This is a genomic window from Paenibacillus sp. FSL E2-0190, assembly GCF_037992965.1.
Lineage (GTDB): Bacteria > Bacillota > Bacilli > Paenibacillales > Paenibacillaceae > Paenibacillus_AQ > Paenibacillus_AQ odorifer.
The window spans coordinates 1656280-1673702 of record NZ_CP150306.1; the positions used below are offsets into that span (position 1 = coordinate 1656280).

At 45.1% G+C, this 17423-nt stretch carries 12 protein-coding genes; all 12 read left to right on the plus strand.

The genetic code is table 11. The features are described from left to right. Positions 1–351: 351 nt before the first annotated feature. The 12 genes from NST25_RS07165 (at position 352) to NST25_RS07220 (ending at position 17422) form a co-directional block, all read left to right on the plus strand. The gene (locus NST25_RS07165; RefSeq protein ID WP_051490892.1) at positions 352–1272 is read left to right on the plus strand and encodes an ABC transporter permease subunit; all 921 of its coding nucleotides are present in this window, start codon (positions 352–354) and stop codon (positions 1270–1272) included. A 17-nt stretch (positions 1273–1289) separates the two neighbouring features. Then, entirely contained in the window at positions 1290–2171 is an 882-nt protein-coding gene (locus tag NST25_RS07170; protein ID WP_036675818.1) for a carbohydrate ABC transporter permease, read from the plus strand. Between the two features lie 61 nt (positions 2172–2232). Then, on the plus strand, positions 2233–3846 hold the full coding sequence (locus tag NST25_RS07175) for an ABC transporter substrate-binding protein (RefSeq protein ID WP_076220048.1): 1614 nt from the start codon (positions 2233–2235) through the stop codon (positions 3844–3846). A gap of 57 nt (positions 3847–3903) precedes the next feature. Further along, positions 3904–5385, plus strand: a complete 1482-nt coding sequence (locus tag NST25_RS07180) for a glycoside hydrolase family 32 protein (RefSeq protein ID WP_340393629.1) — start codon at positions 3904–3906, stop codon at positions 5383–5385. Between the two features lie 21 nt (positions 5386–5406). After that, positions 5407–6300 (plus strand): ROK family protein, encoded by an 894-nt coding sequence (locus tag NST25_RS07185; protein ID WP_076309640.1) that lies wholly within the window; start codon positions 5407–5409, stop codon positions 6298–6300. 94 nt (positions 6301–6394) lie between these two features. Next, positions 6395–10198 carry a GH32 C-terminal domain-containing protein gene (locus NST25_RS07190; RefSeq protein ID WP_340393631.1) on the plus strand — a complete coding sequence of 1268 codons (3804 nt, stop codon included), beginning with the start codon at positions 6395–6397 and terminating at the stop codon, positions 10196–10198. Between the two features lie 297 nt (positions 10199–10495). After that, the gene (locus NST25_RS07195) at positions 10496–11497 is read left to right on the plus strand and encodes a LacI family DNA-binding transcriptional regulator (protein ID WP_076125296.1); all 1002 of its coding nucleotides are present in this window, start codon (positions 10496–10498) and stop codon (positions 11495–11497) included. Positions 11498–11518: 21 nt separating this feature from the next. Continuing rightward, the gene (locus NST25_RS07200; protein WP_076125294.1) at positions 11519–12499 is read left to right on the plus strand and encodes a BadF/BadG/BcrA/BcrD ATPase family protein; all 981 of its coding nucleotides are present in this window, start codon (positions 11519–11521) and stop codon (positions 12497–12499) included. A 43-nt stretch (positions 12500–12542) separates the two neighbouring features. After that, complete coding sequence (locus tag NST25_RS07205) at positions 12543–13841, plus strand: 6-phospho-beta-glucosidase (protein ID WP_076307094.1); 1299 nt, start codon at positions 12543–12545, stop codon at positions 13839–13841. A gap of 24 nt (positions 13842–13865) precedes the next feature. After that, a complete protein-coding gene (locus tag NST25_RS07210) occupies positions 13866–14792 on the plus strand; it encodes an ABC transporter permease subunit (RefSeq protein ID WP_076185343.1) in 927 nt (308 codons plus the stop codon). A gap of 59 nt (positions 14793–14851) precedes the next feature. Continuing rightward, positions 14852–15742: a carbohydrate ABC transporter permease gene (locus tag NST25_RS07215; RefSeq protein ID WP_076185342.1), complete on the plus strand. Its 891-nt coding sequence runs from the start codon at positions 14852–14854 to the stop codon at positions 15740–15742. Positions 15743–15775: 33 nt separating this feature from the next. After that, entirely contained in the window at positions 15776–17422 is a 1647-nt protein-coding gene (locus NST25_RS07220) for an extracellular solute-binding protein (protein ID WP_340393636.1), read from the plus strand. The last annotated feature ends 1 nt before the right edge of the window (position 17423 follow it).

A 17423-nucleotide genomic window follows, 5' to 3' on the forward strand; every position in this document is an offset into this window, starting at 1 on the left:
TATTTACAAATGAACAATTTAGTTTACATTTTATCAGCGAATAAATGTGCAAAAAATGTATTATTATTTTCATCTTCATGAGAATATGTTGACTTTAAAGTATATAATCCTATTTAAATTGGCTGTATTTGTAATTATGTAAAATTATATGCATCATTTATGAACATAATTCTTTGTCATATGCACATAAATATTTTTACAAAATGTATTGACGAACGATTAAGTGTTTGGTAAATTGTAAAAGCAGCAGGACATAAGCCAATTGAAAGCCCTTACTGCATCAAGATATAAACATTGATAAGAACGGAGGTAAAGGCATTGCAAAACCTAATAGAAGCTGAACACAGAACAATGGTGACCAAACATAAGAGCTCCTTACTAGACTATCTAAAGAAATACTACTTTCTTTATATTTTGCTCGCACCAGCTGTGATCCTGACCCTGATTTTTAAATACGGTCCTATGTATGGTGCGATTATCGCCTTTAAAGATTTCAGCCCAATCAAAGGGATTATGGGGAGTGAATGGGTAGGCTTGTACAACTTCGAGAAATTCCTGTCATCCCCCAACTTCGAAGTTATCTTTATGAATACGCTTAAATTAAGTTTCTTCGGATTAATTCTGAGTTTTCCAATTCCAATCCTGCTTGCGTTGATGTTAAATCAAATTCGCCGTGCAGGCGTCAAAAAGAACATTCAGTTGTTCTTGTATGCACCTAACTTTATTTCTGTTGTCGTTGTGGTCGGGATGTTGTTTATCTTCTTGTCCCCAACGGGACCGATTAACCAGTTTTTTACGTGGCTTACAGGTGAACCAATCATGTTCATGTCTCGTCCGGAGTACTTCCGTTCGATCTACATTCTGTCCGATATTTGGACCGGAGCCGGTTGGGCATCCATTATTTATGTAGCAGCGCTTGCTAATGTCGATCCTGAGTTACATAATGCAGCCAATCTTGACGGCGCTAATCTTCTACAAAGAATACGCCATATCGATTTGCCAACCATTCGTCCAATTATGGCTATTGTATTTATCCTTGCAGCTGGTGGGATTATGTCCATTGGCTTCGAAAAAGCCTATCTCATGCAAACGGCGATGAACTTGCCAACCTCAGAAATCATTCCGACTTACGTTTATAAAATTGGTTTGCAGTCGGGCGATTATGCCTATTCAGCCGCAGTAGGATTGTTTAACTCTATCATCAACATCGTCTTGCTCATCACCGTTAACTTTACCGTGAAGAAATTGAATGAGGGCGAAGGTCTTTACTAAGAAAGGAGCAACAAGCTATGCCCATTAAACATTCCGGATTAGATCGCTTTATCGTCGTGCTGAACGCGATCTTCCTGACACTGGCCGTACTTATCATTGTACTTCCTTTGATTTATGTAGTGATTGCATCTTTTATGGATCCATCAGTTCTGCTCAGTAAAGGATTATCATTCAACCTTTCGGACTGGTCATTAGAAGGGTATATAAAAATTCTTTCTAATCCGGCCATGATCCGAGGTTTTGGAAACTCTGTTTTATACTCTGTTTCATTTGCTATGCTTACCGTTCTCGTCTCAATCTGTGCAGGGTACGCACTGTCTGATGACAGGCTCAAAGGAAAAGGATTCTTCATGACCTTGTTTATTATCACCATGTTCTTTGGGGGTGGGCTTATACCTACATACCTGCTCGTTAAGAATCTTGGTCTGCTTGATACAGTATGGGCGGTGATCATTCCAGGAGCAGTCAATGTATGGAACATCATTCTCTCTAGAACTTTCTTCAAAGGAGTACCGAATGAAATGAAGGAAGCCGCTAATGTCGACGGAGCTTCGGAGATGCGGATTTTCTTCAGTGTTGTATTACCGCTCTCCAAACCGATTGTTTTCGTGCTCGCTCTTTATGCTTTTGTGGGCCAGTGGAATTCCTACTTTGACGCCATGATCTATTTAGATAATCCGAATCTTCATCCACTGCAGCTCGTGTTGCGGTCCATCTTGATCCAGAATCAGGTAGATCCGGGCATGATCAGCGATCAACTCGCCATGGCGGAAATGAAACGATTGTCTGAAATCATCAAGTACGCTGCCATTGTTGTTTCCAGTTTGCCACTTATTGTTATGTATCCGTTCTTCCAGAAGTACTTTGAAAAAGGTGTTATGGTCGGTTCCCTTAAGTAGGAAACAGGCTGCACATAGATAAAGATTAATTCATTCATATCTAATTTGGAGGTCATACCCTATGAAAAGAATTAAGAAATCAAGAGTATCAACGAAAGTAGCTTCTGCATCTGTACTTGCTTCGTTTATGTTCCTTACTGCATGCGGTGGAGGAGGAGGAGGGGGAAGTGCAGCTAGTAAAGAACAGGACGCCAGCGGTAAAGTAACTTTGAACTTTATTACGCAAAGCTCTCCACTTGCACCCGTTGATCCAAATGAAAAACTGATTAATAAGCGTCTTGAAGAAAAGACGAATGTTCATATTAATTGGAAGAATTTCACGAAAGACGTATTTGTTGAAAAAAGAAACCTGGCTGTGGCAAGCGGCGATCTTCCTGATGCAATTTTTAATGCGGACTATAGCGACTATGAGCTGCTCAAGCTTGCTAAAGATGGTGCCATTATTCCGCTGAATGAGCTTATCGAGAACAATATGCCCAACTTCAAAAAGGTGCTGGAAGAAGCACCGGAATACAAGAGTATGATTACGGCACCAGACGGTAATATTTATGCCTTTCCGTGGATCGAAGAGCTGGGCAATGGCAAAGAAAGAATCCAGGCGGTAGACAGTATGCCTTGGATCAATGTGGAATGGCTTGAGAAGCTGGGCCTTGATATGCCTACAACAACAGAAGAATTAAAAGAAGTATTAATTGCCTTCAAGACAAAAGATCCAAATGGCAACGGTAAGGCTGACGAAATTCCTTTGTCCTTTATTAACAAGCCTGGAGCAGAAGATCTGGTTTTCCTATTTGCTTCATTCGGATTGGGTGAGAACCCTGACCATGCGGTTGTAAACAATGATGGAAAGGTAATATTTACGGCGGCACAAGATGATTACAAAGAAGCCGTTTCTTTTATTAACGAGCTGTATAAAGAAGGACTCATTGATATTGAAGCCTATACACAGGACTGGAGTACTTACCTTGCAAAAGGGAAGGATCAGAGATACGGACTTTACTTCTCATGGGATAAAGCTAACATCACTGGAGCAAATGACATTTACGAGGTTATGCCTCCACTTGCTGGACCAGATGGTGAAGTTAACGTAACAAGAACGAACGCGCTTGGTTTGGGCAGAGGTAAGATGGTTGTTACTAGCGCCAATAAGAACTTAGAAACGACAGCGAAATGGGTTGATCAACTCTACGATCCGATTCAATCTGTACAGAACAACTGGGGAACGTATGGAGACGATAAACAGCAAAATATCTTCGAATTTGATAAAGAAAAAGAAATGCTGAAGCATTTGCCGCTGGAGGGTGCAGCTCCTGTAGAACTACGTGAGAAAACAAGTGTCGGTGGACCCTTAGCTATCCTTGATTCCTATTATGGCAAATACACAACCATGCCGGATGATGCCAAAGGCAGAATGGATATTATCAAGAACATCATGGCGCCTAAAATGAAAGCAGAAAACGTAATGCCGAGTGTATTCCATTCCATTCAAGAGCTTGATCGCCTTACGACAATTGAGACGGATCTTTTTGCCTACGTGCTTAGAATGCGTACTGAATGGTACCAAAACGGTAAAGTCGAAGCGCAGTGGGATGAATATTTGAAAGAATTGGACCGTCTGGGCCTGCAAGAATGGCTTGAAATTAAACAAGGCGGCTATGACAGAGCAAGCAAATAATAAACTATAAATAATATACGGTAAAGACCGTGTTCGGGAGTAAAGGAGAAAACAATAATGTCTACGATTGCGAAACAAAATTACCGCGGAGTGTATCATTTTTCCCCTAAGGAAAAGTGGATGAATGATCCAAACGGAATGGTTTATTTTGAGGATGAATATCATTTGTTCTTCCAGCACCATCCAGGTGGAATGACTATGGGCGCTATGCACTGGGGCCATGCGGTCAGCAAGGATCTGGTTACATGGGAGGAGCTGCCTATCGCTCTTGCTCCAGATGAGTTAGGTATGATTTTTTCCGGCAGTGCCGTAGTTGACTGGAATAATACGACTGGATTTTTTGAAGATAAACCAGGTCTAGTAGCGATTTTTACACACCATTTGGATATGCCGGAAGGCAAGCCAGCCATTCAGCGTCAAAGCTTGGCTTATAGTAAGGATAACGGAAGAACCTGGACGAAATATGATGGAAACCCGGTGCTTGAACATGATACATTCATTGATTTCCGTGACCCGAAAGTATTTTGGAATAAAGATACTAATCAATGGGTGATGATTGTAGCTTGTGGTCAAACGGTGTGTCTATATCATTCTCCTGATCTGATGAACTGGACATTTGCCAGTGAATTCGGAGAAGGAATCGGTTCTCATGACGGGGTATGGGAATGCCCGGACTTGTTCCCGCTAGCCATTGATGGCGATCCTTCGAACACGAAATGGGTGATGCTAGTGAGCATCGGTGCGGATCCCGCTTTTGTGGAAGGATCAAGAACACAGTATTTTACAGGGGATTTTGATGGAGAAGTGTTCACGCCAGATGAAGATTCGATAAAAGTTCGCTGGCTTGATTATGGAAGAGATAACTATGCAGGTGTAAGTTGGTCCGATATACCGGCGGAAGATGGAAGAAGGCTATTTATCGGCTGGATGAGCAACTGGATGTATGCTAACAAGACGCCAGCAGAAGAATTCCGTGGCGCGATGACAATTGCAAGAGAACTTCAGCTCGAATCAAGACAAGGGGGAACCTTTCTTGTGCAGAAGCCGGTACAAGAGTTGGAATCAGCTCGTGTACAAGTCCTTTCTATAAAAAATGCAACGGTGCAAGAAATCAATACTCTTCTTAAAGAGATTCACTTGGAATCTTATGAGATTATAGCTGAGTTCGCTCGGGGTAAATCTGTAGGTTTCAAGGTAAGAGTTGGTGCGGATGAACAAACAGTGATCGGTATCAACGGTGAGAGAGAGGAACTTTATGTAGACAGGAAGGCTTCGGGCCAGCATGATTTCCATGAACATTTCGTAGGACATCATTCAGCCAAACTCGCAGCGCTTGATGAGTCAAATGATCTCCGTATTTATGTGGATCGCTCTTCCGTTGAGGCGTTTAGTAATGGAGGCCAGGCAGTGATTACGGATCTTATATTCCCTGGACTAGAATCTAAAGGTATTGCTGTGTTTGCAGAAAATGAGAATGACTTGCTGATTTCCCTGGATATCTATGAGCTTACTCTCTCTGCTGAGCAAGACAAGAATTAGTCACCGAGAGGAGTCTTGTATATGCGTATAGGAGCGATTGAAGCTGGCGGAACGAAGTTTATATGTGGCATCGGGAATGAAAATGGGATCATTGAAGATCAGATCAGTTTCCCGACAGAACATCCTGAGTTGACGTTGCCCAAAGTTATTCAATATTTTCAAGACAAACCAGTAGAAGCTATCGGAATTGGATCGTTTGGTCCAATCGATATAAGCCCAGATAGTCCGACGTATGGTTACGTTACAACAACACCAAAACCAGGTTGGGGAAATTACGATATGCTGGGCACTTTGAAAAGAAACTTTTCGGTTCCCTTTGGTTGGGACACGGACGTCAATGCAGCGGCATTTGGTGAAGCCAAATGGGGCGCAGCCCAAGGGTTATCCAGCTGTTTGTACTATACAGTTGGCACGGGTGTTGGTGTGGGAGTGTATTCAGAAGGTAAACTTATTCATGGTCTTGTGCATCCTGAAGGGGGTCATGTTCTTACAAGACGCCATCCTGAAGATGAATTCCCAGGGGGATGTCCCTATCATGGGGACTGCCTAGAAGGGATGGCGGCAGGTCCTGCTATTGAAGCAAGGTGGGGGAAGAAGGGACATGAACTTCCTATAGATCACCTTGCATGGGAAATGGAAGCATTTTATATTGCACAGTCGATTACGGGTGCTATATTACTTAACTCTCCTCAGAAAATCATTCTGGGTGGTGGTGTTATGCAGCAGTCACAATTATTTCCACTTATTCGGCAGGCCGTGCTACAGAACCTGAACGGTTATGTCAGCTCAAGTACTATTTTGGAACACATAGATGAGTATATCGTTCCACCAGGACTAGGCCAACAGGCGGGATTATGTGGTGCTCTCGCTCTTGGACTCACAGCACTGGAAAGTCAGAGTTCTGCTCAATTGTAAAAGAATATAGAGAGGAGGTCAGTGCAATGAATTGGCCTCCTTCTTATTTTACAATAAAAGAAATGATTGATGATAGAAAAAGAGGGTGAAGAGGATGGTTAATAAGGGAAAAGTAGTTTTATCCTTTCTCATGGCAACAGGATTTGTTATGACTTCCGCAGGCATATATGTAGCCAATCCCGGTATGGGTTGGGCTGCGCCCGCTGATCAGGAGGTAAGTAAACAAGCTAAGGAGGGGCTTTCTATTTTTGAAAGCGTAACCAAAACAAACACAAACTTGACAGGTTGGCAAATAAAAGGAAAAGGTAAGTTGGCGGATACTGTGGAAGGGATTTTACTGACTTCCGATCCACAAGAAAATGTAATGGCAATCTCCGAAACGGTGTCAGAGGATTTTATCTATGAAGCTGATGTCATGATCAAGGATATGCAAGCGGACGCGACCTTATTGTTCCGTTCTAATGAAGATGGCTGGGGTTCCTACATGCTCCAAATTGTTCCGAATGCAGGTATGATCCGCTTACGAGACGCAAGTGATGGTGAAGGGAAATTAAAAGAGGAGCGGAAGGTTACTATTAAGGCAGGAGAGATCTATCATCTCAAGGTGAAAGCAGAGGGTTCATCACTGAAAGTATATTGGGACAACGAATATAAACCTTTGATTGAGGTTCAGGATGATGCGTATCGTACTGGTAAGCTGGGACTCAATGTATGGAATGGTTCTGTTTTGTTCCAAAATATTTTCGTGAGTGACCTGAAAGGAAATTTGGGTGCTGTGGTTACAAATAAAGGACAATGGCAGCCTAATATCAACGGCAAGAAAGGAATGGCAGTAAAGCAGATGAAGTCACAGCAAATTTATAATAAACAAGCTGCTGATTTTGTATATGAAGGAAATCTATCTCTTCGTCCTGATTCTGTTGCAGCGCTCGCCTTTCGTTCATCGGCTGATGGAACAAAGGGATATGAAGCAGCCCTGACAAAGGAAGGAAATCAGGTTCGTGTAAGTCTGACGAAAGCTAGCGGAACAACGATTGCAAGTTCACAGCATACCTATCCAAGTCAGGCCGGAGCAAAACATCATGTAGAGATAAAGGCGAAGGGAAACAGAATTCAGATCTTTCTAGACGGATACACCCCGGCCGCAATCGATCTAACAGATGAAACCTATACCGATGGATATGCAGGAATCGTTGTTAAACAGGGAACAGCTTACTTCCAGGATACCTATGTGACGGATGGCAGCAATTATTATAGTGAAAAATATCGTCCTCAATACCACTATACGCCAATTCGTGGTTCTGCCAGTGATCCGAACGGACTTGTCTACTTCGAAGGTGAATATCATCTATTCCATCAGGACGGAGGCACTTGGGCACATTCTGTCAGTAAAGATATGCTGAACTGGAAGCGGCTTCCGATTGCGCTGCCGTGGAATGATCATGGGCATGTCTGGTCTGGATCAGCTGTGGCAGATTTGACGAATGCATCAGGTTTGTTCGGGGATTCAGGAGGTAAAGGTCTAATTGCCTACTACACTTCCTATAATCCCGATGGCCCGAATGGGAATCAGCGTATCGGTCTTGCATACAGCAAGGACCAAGGTCGTACTTGGGAATATTCCAAGACGCGTCCAATGGTTATCGGAAATCCAGGCGATAATGGAGGGGAGCCGGGAGGCTGGGATTTCCGTGATCCTAAAGTGATTCGTGATAATGACAATAACAGGTGGGTAATGGTTGTATCCGGTGGAGATCATATTCGTTTCTTTACTTCAACAAATCTACTTGATTGGAACCTGACAGATAGTTGGGGTTACGGGGACTATGTTCGCGGCGGTGTATGGGAATGTCCGGATCTGCTTCAGCTTTCGGTAGACGGAACATCACAGAAGAAATGGGTTCTGATGATTAGTACAGGAGCGAATTCAAAAACAGGCGGATCAGATGCTGAATATTTTGTGGGTCATTTAACAGCGGATGGTAAATTCGTTAATGATAATCCGGCAGGGAAAGTATTGCGAACAGATTTTGGAAAAGAATTCTACGCTTCAATGTCTTTTTCAAACATGCCAGATCATCGCAGCGTAATGATGGCGTGGATGACAAACTGGGACTATCCGTTTGCTTTTCCAACAAGCCATTGGAAAGGCGTACTGTCAATCCCAAGAGAAGTCTCATTAGTAACGACAAAAGATGGGATTCAGCTCGCTCAAAGCCCGATCAAGGAGTTGGGATTGCTGCGTAGTCAGCTGTATTCTACTGCCAACAAAGAGGTGAGTCCTTCTTCTCAGAATCTATTGAAAGGGGTTACCTCTGGTGCATACGAAATTGAAGCTGAAGTAGAAATTCCAGCAGGTAGTCAGGTTAGTGAATTTGGCTTTAACGTTCGTGTAGGGGGAAGTCAAAAAACGGTTGTTGGATATAAACCTGGTGAGGGTCGGATTTTCGTGGATCGGTCTGCATCTGGTTTGACGGATTTTTCGAGTCTATTTAGTACAAGACATGAAGCGGCAATGCAAACGGAGAACAAGCGAGTTAAGCTGCGTATCCTTGTAGATGAGTCTTCTATTGAGGTTTTTGGCAACAACGGTAAAGTTGTTTTCTCTGACGTCATTTTTCCGGATCCAGCCAGCAGAGCTTTGAGTTTTTACACCAAAGGAGGCAACGTAAAAGTCGTATCTCTGAAGGTGAATCAGTTAGGCTCTGTATGGAATCAGGAGACGGGCTCAGCTACCAAGATAATGATGGATACAAGTGATCGCGAACTGAGCAAGGGGCAAAGCGACATACTTTTGGCGATGGTAGAGAATGGTACCGGTAATGGGGCACAGCCGCTTAAATGGAATTCCAGTAACAAGGATGTTGTTGAACTAAACGTGGTGGATAACTCCCAGGCAACCCTTGTAGCTAAAAAAGAAGGCGAGTCTATCATTACCGTCTCTACTCCAAATGGGAAGACATCGGCTAGCTTATTAGTTAAGGTATCTGGGGGTAAATTTCATACGAACTTAAGTGGGTGGACTAAAGATCTATCTGCAGCCTCCTGGGTCATTGGTGAAAATGGGATTCGTGGAAATTACTGGAGTGACGCGAATTATATCGCAGAGAAGCAGGCAGGAGATTTTACTTATGAAGCAGAGATGATGTTAGGGAGATCCGGAGGAGCAGGCTCTATGTTGTTCCGTGCCAGCGAAGATGGACGCAGCGGATACTACTTAAATCTGGATCCGAATATGAAGTCCATCCGTCTGTTTTATAAAATCGACGGCCGTTTTGAAGAGCGTCAGATTCTAGCAAAAGTTCCGACGTTCATTCAGCCGGGTCAAACCTACAAAGTGAAAATCGAAGCGAAGGGCCCGCATATCGTGGTTTATGTGGATGGGCAGAAAGTGATCGACCTCCAGGACGGCGTATTTGCAGAAGGCCGCTTTGGACTACATGTATTTGGCGGAAATGTTTCATATCAAAACGTTAACGTGAGCGGAGAAACACCTGCCGATTTAACCACTTCCAGTCTAGTAAATGCAGAACTAGAGAAATCCCTTTATACAGCAAATCTCGCAAATGGTGAAGCTGTTACACTGAAGGATGCGAATGATTTTACGGATCAGAAGTGGGTATTCGTGCCGACGGGGGACGATGCAGGTTCCTATTCTATTCGTACAACAGCCGGTCAGGCGCTTGATCTAGACACAGGGCAAAATAAAATTCAGTTATACCCTTATCTCGGATATAACAATCAGCGTTGGATTTTTCACAAAAATGATGATGGTACCGTAAGTATTATTTCTGCTCATCATAAGAAAGCGATGGAAGTATCAGCGGATGGGTCGACACTGTCCCTTAGCGAGCTTGATCCTACTCTTGATCGACAAAAATGGGTAATTACCAATTAACCTGAGGATGATAGAAGCAATGGAAGGGGGAATAGCGTGTCTAAAAAGCAACTTGTCTGCGGATGAGTTGCTTTTTGTTTTGGCTGCATTTTATGTATTGACGGATATTGGAAATGTAAGTAGAATGTAAATTAGTTAAAACCTTAAAACTTTTGTAAAGAATTTTGGTGTTCTTGATAAAGGCAAAGCTGACATTCAGTGTGCAATTTTCAATCAGAACATAGAAATATCACGAAAGGTAAGGTTTTTTTATTTACCTAAAAAGTTTAATCGTTTAAACTTTCGGGTGACGGAGGTATGGAAGCTAAGATGAATATACATGATGTAGCCAAAAAGTCGGGACTCTCTGTAGTGACCGTATCCAGGGTGCTTAACAATTTACCCTCTGTACGGGAAGCTAATAGACAGAAAGTACTGAAAGCTATGGAGGAATTAAATTATCAGCCCAATTCAGCAGCGCGGAGTCTTGTGAGAGGCAAAACGGGAGTCATCGGGATGTCGATTACCAACTTTAACGACTCTTTCTATGACCGGGTTATTCGCGTGGTGAACCGGAAGCTGGCGGCGCAAGGGTATTTTTTAGCCCTATCGATCGCCGAGAATGAGGATGAAGGCGATAATTTCCTGTTTCAGAAGGATCGCGTTGATGGAATTATCCTGTTGTCCCCACTTGAAGAAAAGGCATATGTAGAGGAACTGAAAAGAAAAAATATTCCGTTTGTATTGCTGGATAACCAGTTTCAGCATGAGGATGTGCCTAGCGTCGTGGTCGATAACTATCAAGGCGGGTATGAGGCTACAAAGCACTTGCTCGATCTTGGGCACACTCAAATCGCCTATATTGGCGGCCCTTCGGTATTTCTAAGTGTAGCGGAGCGTAAGCGCGGTTATGTCCAAGCGCTCGAGGATGCCGGGTTAACGCCATTCGGAACGGAATACTGCAGTTTTACAGTAAGCGGCGGCTATGAGGTGGCCAAGAGATGGATCCGCGAAGATAAGCTGCCGACAGCTTTTTTTTCCGGGGACGATTTTATTGCTCTTGGAATGGTTCAGGCTCTCCGGGAAGAGGGAATTCGAGTACCCCACGATATCTCAATTGTTGGATTTGATGATCAGCAGTTCGTAGGTGAATTTTACCCGCGGTTAACGACGGTCAGACAACCTGAGGCACAAATGGGCAATATAGGCGTTGATTTACTACTAAAAATGATCAACGGGGAGGTGATGCCGCCCGCTGTAACGAAGCTTGCTCCGCAGCTACTCATTCGTGAATCCACCGCATCTGTTAGATTACCTTGAATTTTAGGAGTGAAATCATCCGTGAAGTATTTTTTGGGAGTTGATGCAGGAGGCAGTAAAACCCACGCAATGATTGCAGATGAACAAGGGAAGGTCATCGGAGTTGGCAAGGGTGGGATCGGAAATCATCAAATAAACCGTGAGCAGGCGGTGAACAGTTTGCAGCAGGCCATATCGGAAGCAATTATGGCGTCAGGGCTGACCAAGGATCAGCTGGATTACTCCTGGTTCGGCTTAGCGGGAGCGGACAGAGAGGCTGATTTCCGGATTTTGCGACCGATCATCAGCAGCTTTGATCTTCCCCAAACTGAGATTTCCTGCGACACCTGGATTGCCTTGCGGTCAGGTACAGAGAAGAACTACGGGATCGTGCTGATTTGCGGATCAGGCGTGAACTGTAGTGGTAAAAATCCGTTGGGTGCTACATACCAATGTGGTGGATTCGGCTACCGGTTCGGGGATTATGGCGGTGGCTATGATTTAAGTATTGAGGTATTCCGTAGCGTCCTTCGGGCGGATGAGGGAAGAGAGAAGGAGACGGTCCTAACCGAACGCTTAACGGAATTGTTGGGCTATTCCAATGTTTCGGAGCTAAGAGAGGATTACCTGGATCATTTCAGAGACCTGCCTCCCCATATTGCTGAACTATTGTTTCAAGCGGCAGAGGAAGGGGACCAGGTTGCCACCGAGCTGCTGGTCAAGCAAGGGGATGAGCTGGGTTTGGCCGCGGCATCGGCCATCCATCGCTTGGGCATGGAGGAGGACTTCTTCGACATCGTACTTGCAGGCAGCCTGCTGACAAAGGGAGACCGCTCAGGCATCATCCGGCGGGCCATTGAGAGAAGAGTGAAGTTGTCGGCTCCGAATGGCACTTTAAGGATTTTGACCCGGGAGCCGGTTGTAGGATCGGTCGTTCTGGCTATGGAAAGCAGCGGTATGCGTGTAGATCAGAAGGTTCTAGATAATCTATCACAGGGGAAAGTACTGAACACAATAGGCTAGTTTTTATAAGACCAAAATGAAAAAGATGAAGGAAGGGTCTATCATGGAGGAAACATTGAAGCTGGTTGTCATCGGAGCGGGATCATCGTATACGCCTGAGCTTATTGAAGGCATCATCCTGCATCACCAAGAGCTTCCCATTCGCGAAGTATGGCTGGTGGATATTGAGGAGGGAAGGGAGAAGCTGCATACGATTGCAGAACTGAGCAAACGCATGATTGCTGAGTCCGGACTGCCGATTACCGTGGTCCAGACACTTGAGCGCAGGGAGGCCATTGCCGGAGCGGACTTTGTATGTACGCAAATCCGGGTAGGCATGCTGGAAGCGCGCAAATGGGACGAATTAATTCCGCTTCAATACAATGTCATCGGCCAGGAGACGACAGGTCCCGGAGGGATGATGAAAGGTCTACGGACCATCCCGGTCATTCTGGATATTTGCAAAGACATTGAGGAGCTGGCTCCGGATGCCTGGTTGCTGAATTTTACGAATCCGGCCGGTATGGTGACTGAAGCTGTTCACAAATACTCATCGGTAAAAAGCGTAGGCTTGTGCAACTCGCCGATTGGTTTTCAAAAGTGGCTCTCCGAATTCTTCGGACTTCCTATGGAGAAGATCTACGCGGAGTTTGTCGGCATCAACCATCTGCACTGGGTATCCGATATCGTGATTGACGGTAAAAGCAAGTTGCAGGAGCTCATTGATTACCCGCAGAGTTACAAGGCGAGCAATGTGCCGTTTGATTCCTGGGACTACCGGTTTCTGAATGCTTTGAAAGCGATTCCCTCTTATTACCTGAGCTATTACTATATGACGGACGCGATGCTTGCGGAACAGAAGGAAGCAGCAGCAACGACTGGATCGCGCGCTGAGGTAGTGAAGAAGGTGGAGGAAGAGCTGTTTGAACTGTACCGGAACGTAGCGCTGAAGGAAAAGCCCAAGCAGTTGGAACAGCGCGGCGGAGCCTACTACTCGGAGGCGGCAGTGCTGCTGATGCGCTCCATTTATAATGATTCCCGCGATATCCAGACGTTGAATGTAAGGAATAACGGAATGATTGACTTCTTGCCGGACGATGCCTCTATTGAGGTGAACTGTATGGTAACCAAGCAAGGCCCGCTGCCGATTCCGCTGCGTATAATTCCTCAGCCCATCAAAGGCTTGCTGGCCGCGGTCAAGCAATACGAGAGCCTCACCATCGAGGCGGCTGTGCACGGAGACCGGGATATAGCCCTACAGGCTATGGTTCATCATCCGCTCGTGCCTTCGGTCACCGTAGCTGAACAACTGCTGGATGAAATGCTGGAGAAGAACAAATCGTTGTTGCCGTTGTTTCACTAGAATCGTCCAGAGGAGGAAAAGCGGATGAACACGGCCGAGAAACCGCGTAGATGGAAGAAATTTATCAGTCAATTGGATTTGCAGTCCATGGTTTGGCCGGGAATTATCTTTGTATTCATTTTTAGCTACATTCCGATGTATGGCGTGGTTATGGCATTCCAGCAATACGATATTTTTGGCGGCATTATGAAGAGCCCCTGGGTTGGATTTATGCATTTCAGAATGTTCTTCGAGGCGCCGGAGTTCTGGAATGTGATGCGAAATACCCTTGTGATTAGCTTGCTTAAATTGATTATCTCTTTTCCTGCCCCGATTCTTCTTGCACTGATGCTGAATGAAATCGGGAATATGGGCTTTAAACGGATTATCCAGACCGTCAGCTATTTACCTTATTTCCTGTCCTGGGTTATTGTATCCGGTTTTGTATTTTCGCTGTTATCCGTTGATAACGGAACGGTGAACTATTTGCTGGAGCGATTCAATTTGGTAGGGGAGCCAGTTAACTTCCTGGCGTTACCCAAATACTTTTGGTCGATTCTAGTAAGCGTAAATGTATGGAAAGAGGTCGGATTCGGGAGCATTGTCTACCTGGCCGCGATTGCAGGTATTGATCCAACCCTATATGAGGCCGCTTCTATAGATGGAGCAAGCCGGTTTAAGCAAATTCACTTGATTACACTCCCCAGCATTACCCCCATTATCATTATCTTTATGATTCTTGCCATCGGCAGTCTGCTCAGTGCGGGCTTCGAGGACATTTTGCTGCTGGCAACCAATCCAATTCTGCGACCCTACTCCGATGTTATCGACACCTATGTGTACCGTGTTGGGATTTTAAATGCCAGATTCTCTTATGCGACAGCTGTAGGGCTATTCAAGGCGGTGATCAGTGTCATTCTGCTAGTGACGGCCAACAAAATCGCTCGCCGGGCAGATGTTAGTCTCTGGTAGTACTACTACTCATAGCGAATGCTTCCGATGCTCCATAAACCTTTTAGGAGGAGTGAACAATGAGACTAAGCCTAGGCGACAAAATCATGCAGCGGAGTATTTATACCCTTTTGACGCTGCTGGCGTTACTCATGCTATACCCGTTTTGGAATGCGTTGGTCATTTCCTTTAATCTAGGGAGCGATACGGCGCTCGGCGGTGTAACCTTGTTACCGAGAGCTTTTACCCTGGAAAATTATTATATTGTGTTTCAGGATCAACGCCTGCTGAATTCTTTTCTGATCACCATTCTTAGAACGTTAAGCGGCACGGCATTGTCTGTCTTTTTCACGGCACTGTTAGCCTACGGAATGTCCAAGAAGACATTGCTTTTTCGAAAACAATATATGGTGTTCTTCATGATTACGATGTTCTTCAGTGGAGGGCTCATCCCTAGTTATTTACTAGTTCGCTCTTTGGGTATGCTGGACACCTTTTGGGTGCTGATTATCCCCGGCATCATCAGTGTCTGGAACATGATTGTCATCCGCACCTTCTTCCATGCTCTGCCGGAGGGTTTGGAGGAATCTGCCAAAATCGACGGCAGCAGCAACTACGGCATTTTTTTCCGAATCGTCATTCCGGTCTCCGGCCCGGTGCTGGCCACGATTGCCTTATTCACCGCAGTAGGTTATTGGAATGACTGGTTTACGGGAGCGATCTATATTACAAAGGATCACTTGCTCCCTATACAGACCCTGCTGCGCCAGATTATGAACTCCAACATCATGACCCAAATTGGCTCATCGAATGCTATCGCGCTGGATCATATGAACCGGAATCGGACGATTACCACGAAGTCACTGACTATGGCTACGATGATGATCGCTACCATTCCAATTATCCTGACGTATCCTTTTCTCCAAAAGTACTTTGTTAAGGGCGTAATGATTGGTTCGATGAAAGAATAGCAGTCTCCATATTATGTAGAAAGAAGGGAAAAGATGCGCAATCGTATGAAATGGGTATCTCTTTTGCTGACTTCACTGGTGCTTCTTCTCGCTGCCTGTAGCGGAGGAGGAAATTCTAACACTTCATCAAACACAAGCGAGAAAAATCTGAATACTGAGGCCGCCACAGATGACGGCAGCGGGATCAAGCCCGTCACCTTCAGCTTCTATGGAAACTATGACTGGCTTACGACATCACCCTGGGGGGATAATGAGGCGACAAAATGGATTCAGGAGAACCGTAAGGTTACTGTTGAACCCATACAATCCGGAGGAGCGGCCGGAGAAAAGCTCAACACGATGATCGTCGGCGGTGATTTACCGGATGTCATTTTTACTGACCGGGGATCCTCAGTGGAGCGGCTGGTGCAGGCAGGACAACTCGTTGCGCTGGATGATTACTATGAGAAGTATCCGAACTTCAAGAAATATGTGAAGGAATCCACCCTGAATTTGCTCCGTTCAGAAGACGGGAAAATCTATCAAATCCCGAACTGGTATACATCCGGGCAATTCGGCAACGGCGGATGGATGGTGAATAAAGATATTTATAACGAACTCGGCAGACCGGCGCTGGAGACCTTTGATGATTTGTATCAATATTTGCTTAAGGTGCAAGAAAAGTATCCGGATGTAGTACCTCTGGAGGTTGGGGAGAAGGGGGCAGGTCTGGAAATTATGTATGGTGGTTTTAAGGAGAACTCCACCAGTAAGTTTATTTCACTCATGGGATATCCGGATGGCGACAAGCTGTCATCTATCTTGGATGATCCTGCTTACGAAGAGATGGTGCTGTATATTAATAAGCTGTATCGTGAACGGCTGATTACGCAGGATGCACTGCAGCAAACCCAGGATGCGGTCAAAGAAAAGGTCAATACCAACCGGGTAGCAGTCATGGTCGAATCCAATATCACTACGTATGGAGCAGAGGGACACCGGGCACTGACAGCGAATAATCCGGACAGCGGTTATGAGATTATATGGCCGATTCATAAATCCGGACTAGACAAAACACGAGTGTTTGTAAGCGGCTTTGAGACGCTGGGTTGGAACGTTAATGTCATTACGAAAAAGGCCAAGGATCCGGAGGCCATCTTCGCTTATTTTGACTGGATTACGGGTCCGGAGGGGCAGAAGGTGCTTTTCTTCGGTCCTAAAGGCTTGTACTGGGATGAAGAGGATGCGGACGGAGCTCCAATCCCGAACGAGAAATACAAGACGACTCCTGCTAACGAGCGTACGGAAACGATGCGGAAATTCGAGGACTTTAACTGGGCGGGAAATACGACCTTTATTGATACGGCGAAAATGAGCCTCGAGGCGCTGCTTTCCGCGAACCAGAAATCCTGGGAGACCGTGGCGCAGTCCACGGTGACCTGGAAAACCGCGTTGGATATCACAGAGTTTGTAAATACCGATCCGATTCCGGATACAGAGATCGGCATCATCGCACAGAATATCGGGGATATTTATACCCTTGCTTACGCCCAGATGGTTCAGGCGAAGTCGGATGAAGCGGTGTTGTCGGCGCTAAAGACAGCTAAAAAGAACACCGAAAAAGCGGGGCTTGCTAAGCTGCTTGAATTCAGAACCGAAAAATGGCAGGAAAATGTTAAGAAAATCAACGTGACGAAATAAG

Coding starts and splice junctions, on each gene's coding strand:
- NST25_RS07165 (WP_051490892.1), top strand. CDS start 352: ATGGTGACCAAACATAAGAGCTCCTTACTAGACTATCTAAAGAAATAC.
- NST25_RS07170 (WP_036675818.1), top strand. CDS start 1,290: ATGCCCATTAAACATTCCGGATTAGATCGCTTTATCGTCGTGCTGAAC.
- NST25_RS07175 (WP_076220048.1), top strand. CDS start 2,233: ATGAAAAGAATTAAGAAATCAAGAGTATCAACGAAAGTAGCTTCTGCA.
- NST25_RS07180 (WP_340393629.1), top strand. CDS start 3,904: ATGTCTACGATTGCGAAACAAAATTACCGCGGAGTGTATCATTTTTCC.
- NST25_RS07185 (WP_076309640.1), top strand. CDS start 5,407: ATGCGTATAGGAGCGATTGAAGCTGGCGGAACGAAGTTTATATGTGGC.
- NST25_RS07190 (WP_340393631.1), top strand. CDS start 6,395: ATGGTTAATAAGGGAAAAGTAGTTTTATCCTTTCTCATGGCAACAGGA.
- NST25_RS07195 (WP_076125296.1), top strand. CDS start 10,496: ATGGAAGCTAAGATGAATATACATGATGTAGCCAAAAAGTCGGGACTC.
- NST25_RS07205 (WP_076307094.1), top strand. CDS start 12,543: ATGGAGGAAACATTGAAGCTGGTTGTCATCGGAGCGGGATCATCGTAT.
- NST25_RS07210 (WP_076185343.1), top strand. CDS start 13,866: ATGAACACGGCCGAGAAACCGCGTAGATGGAAGAAATTTATCAGTCAA.
- NST25_RS07215 (WP_076185342.1), top strand. CDS start 14,852: ATGAGACTAAGCCTAGGCGACAAAATCATGCAGCGGAGTATTTATACC.
- NST25_RS07220 (WP_340393636.1), top strand. CDS start 15,776: ATGCGCAATCGTATGAAATGGGTATCTCTTTTGCTGACTTCACTGGTG.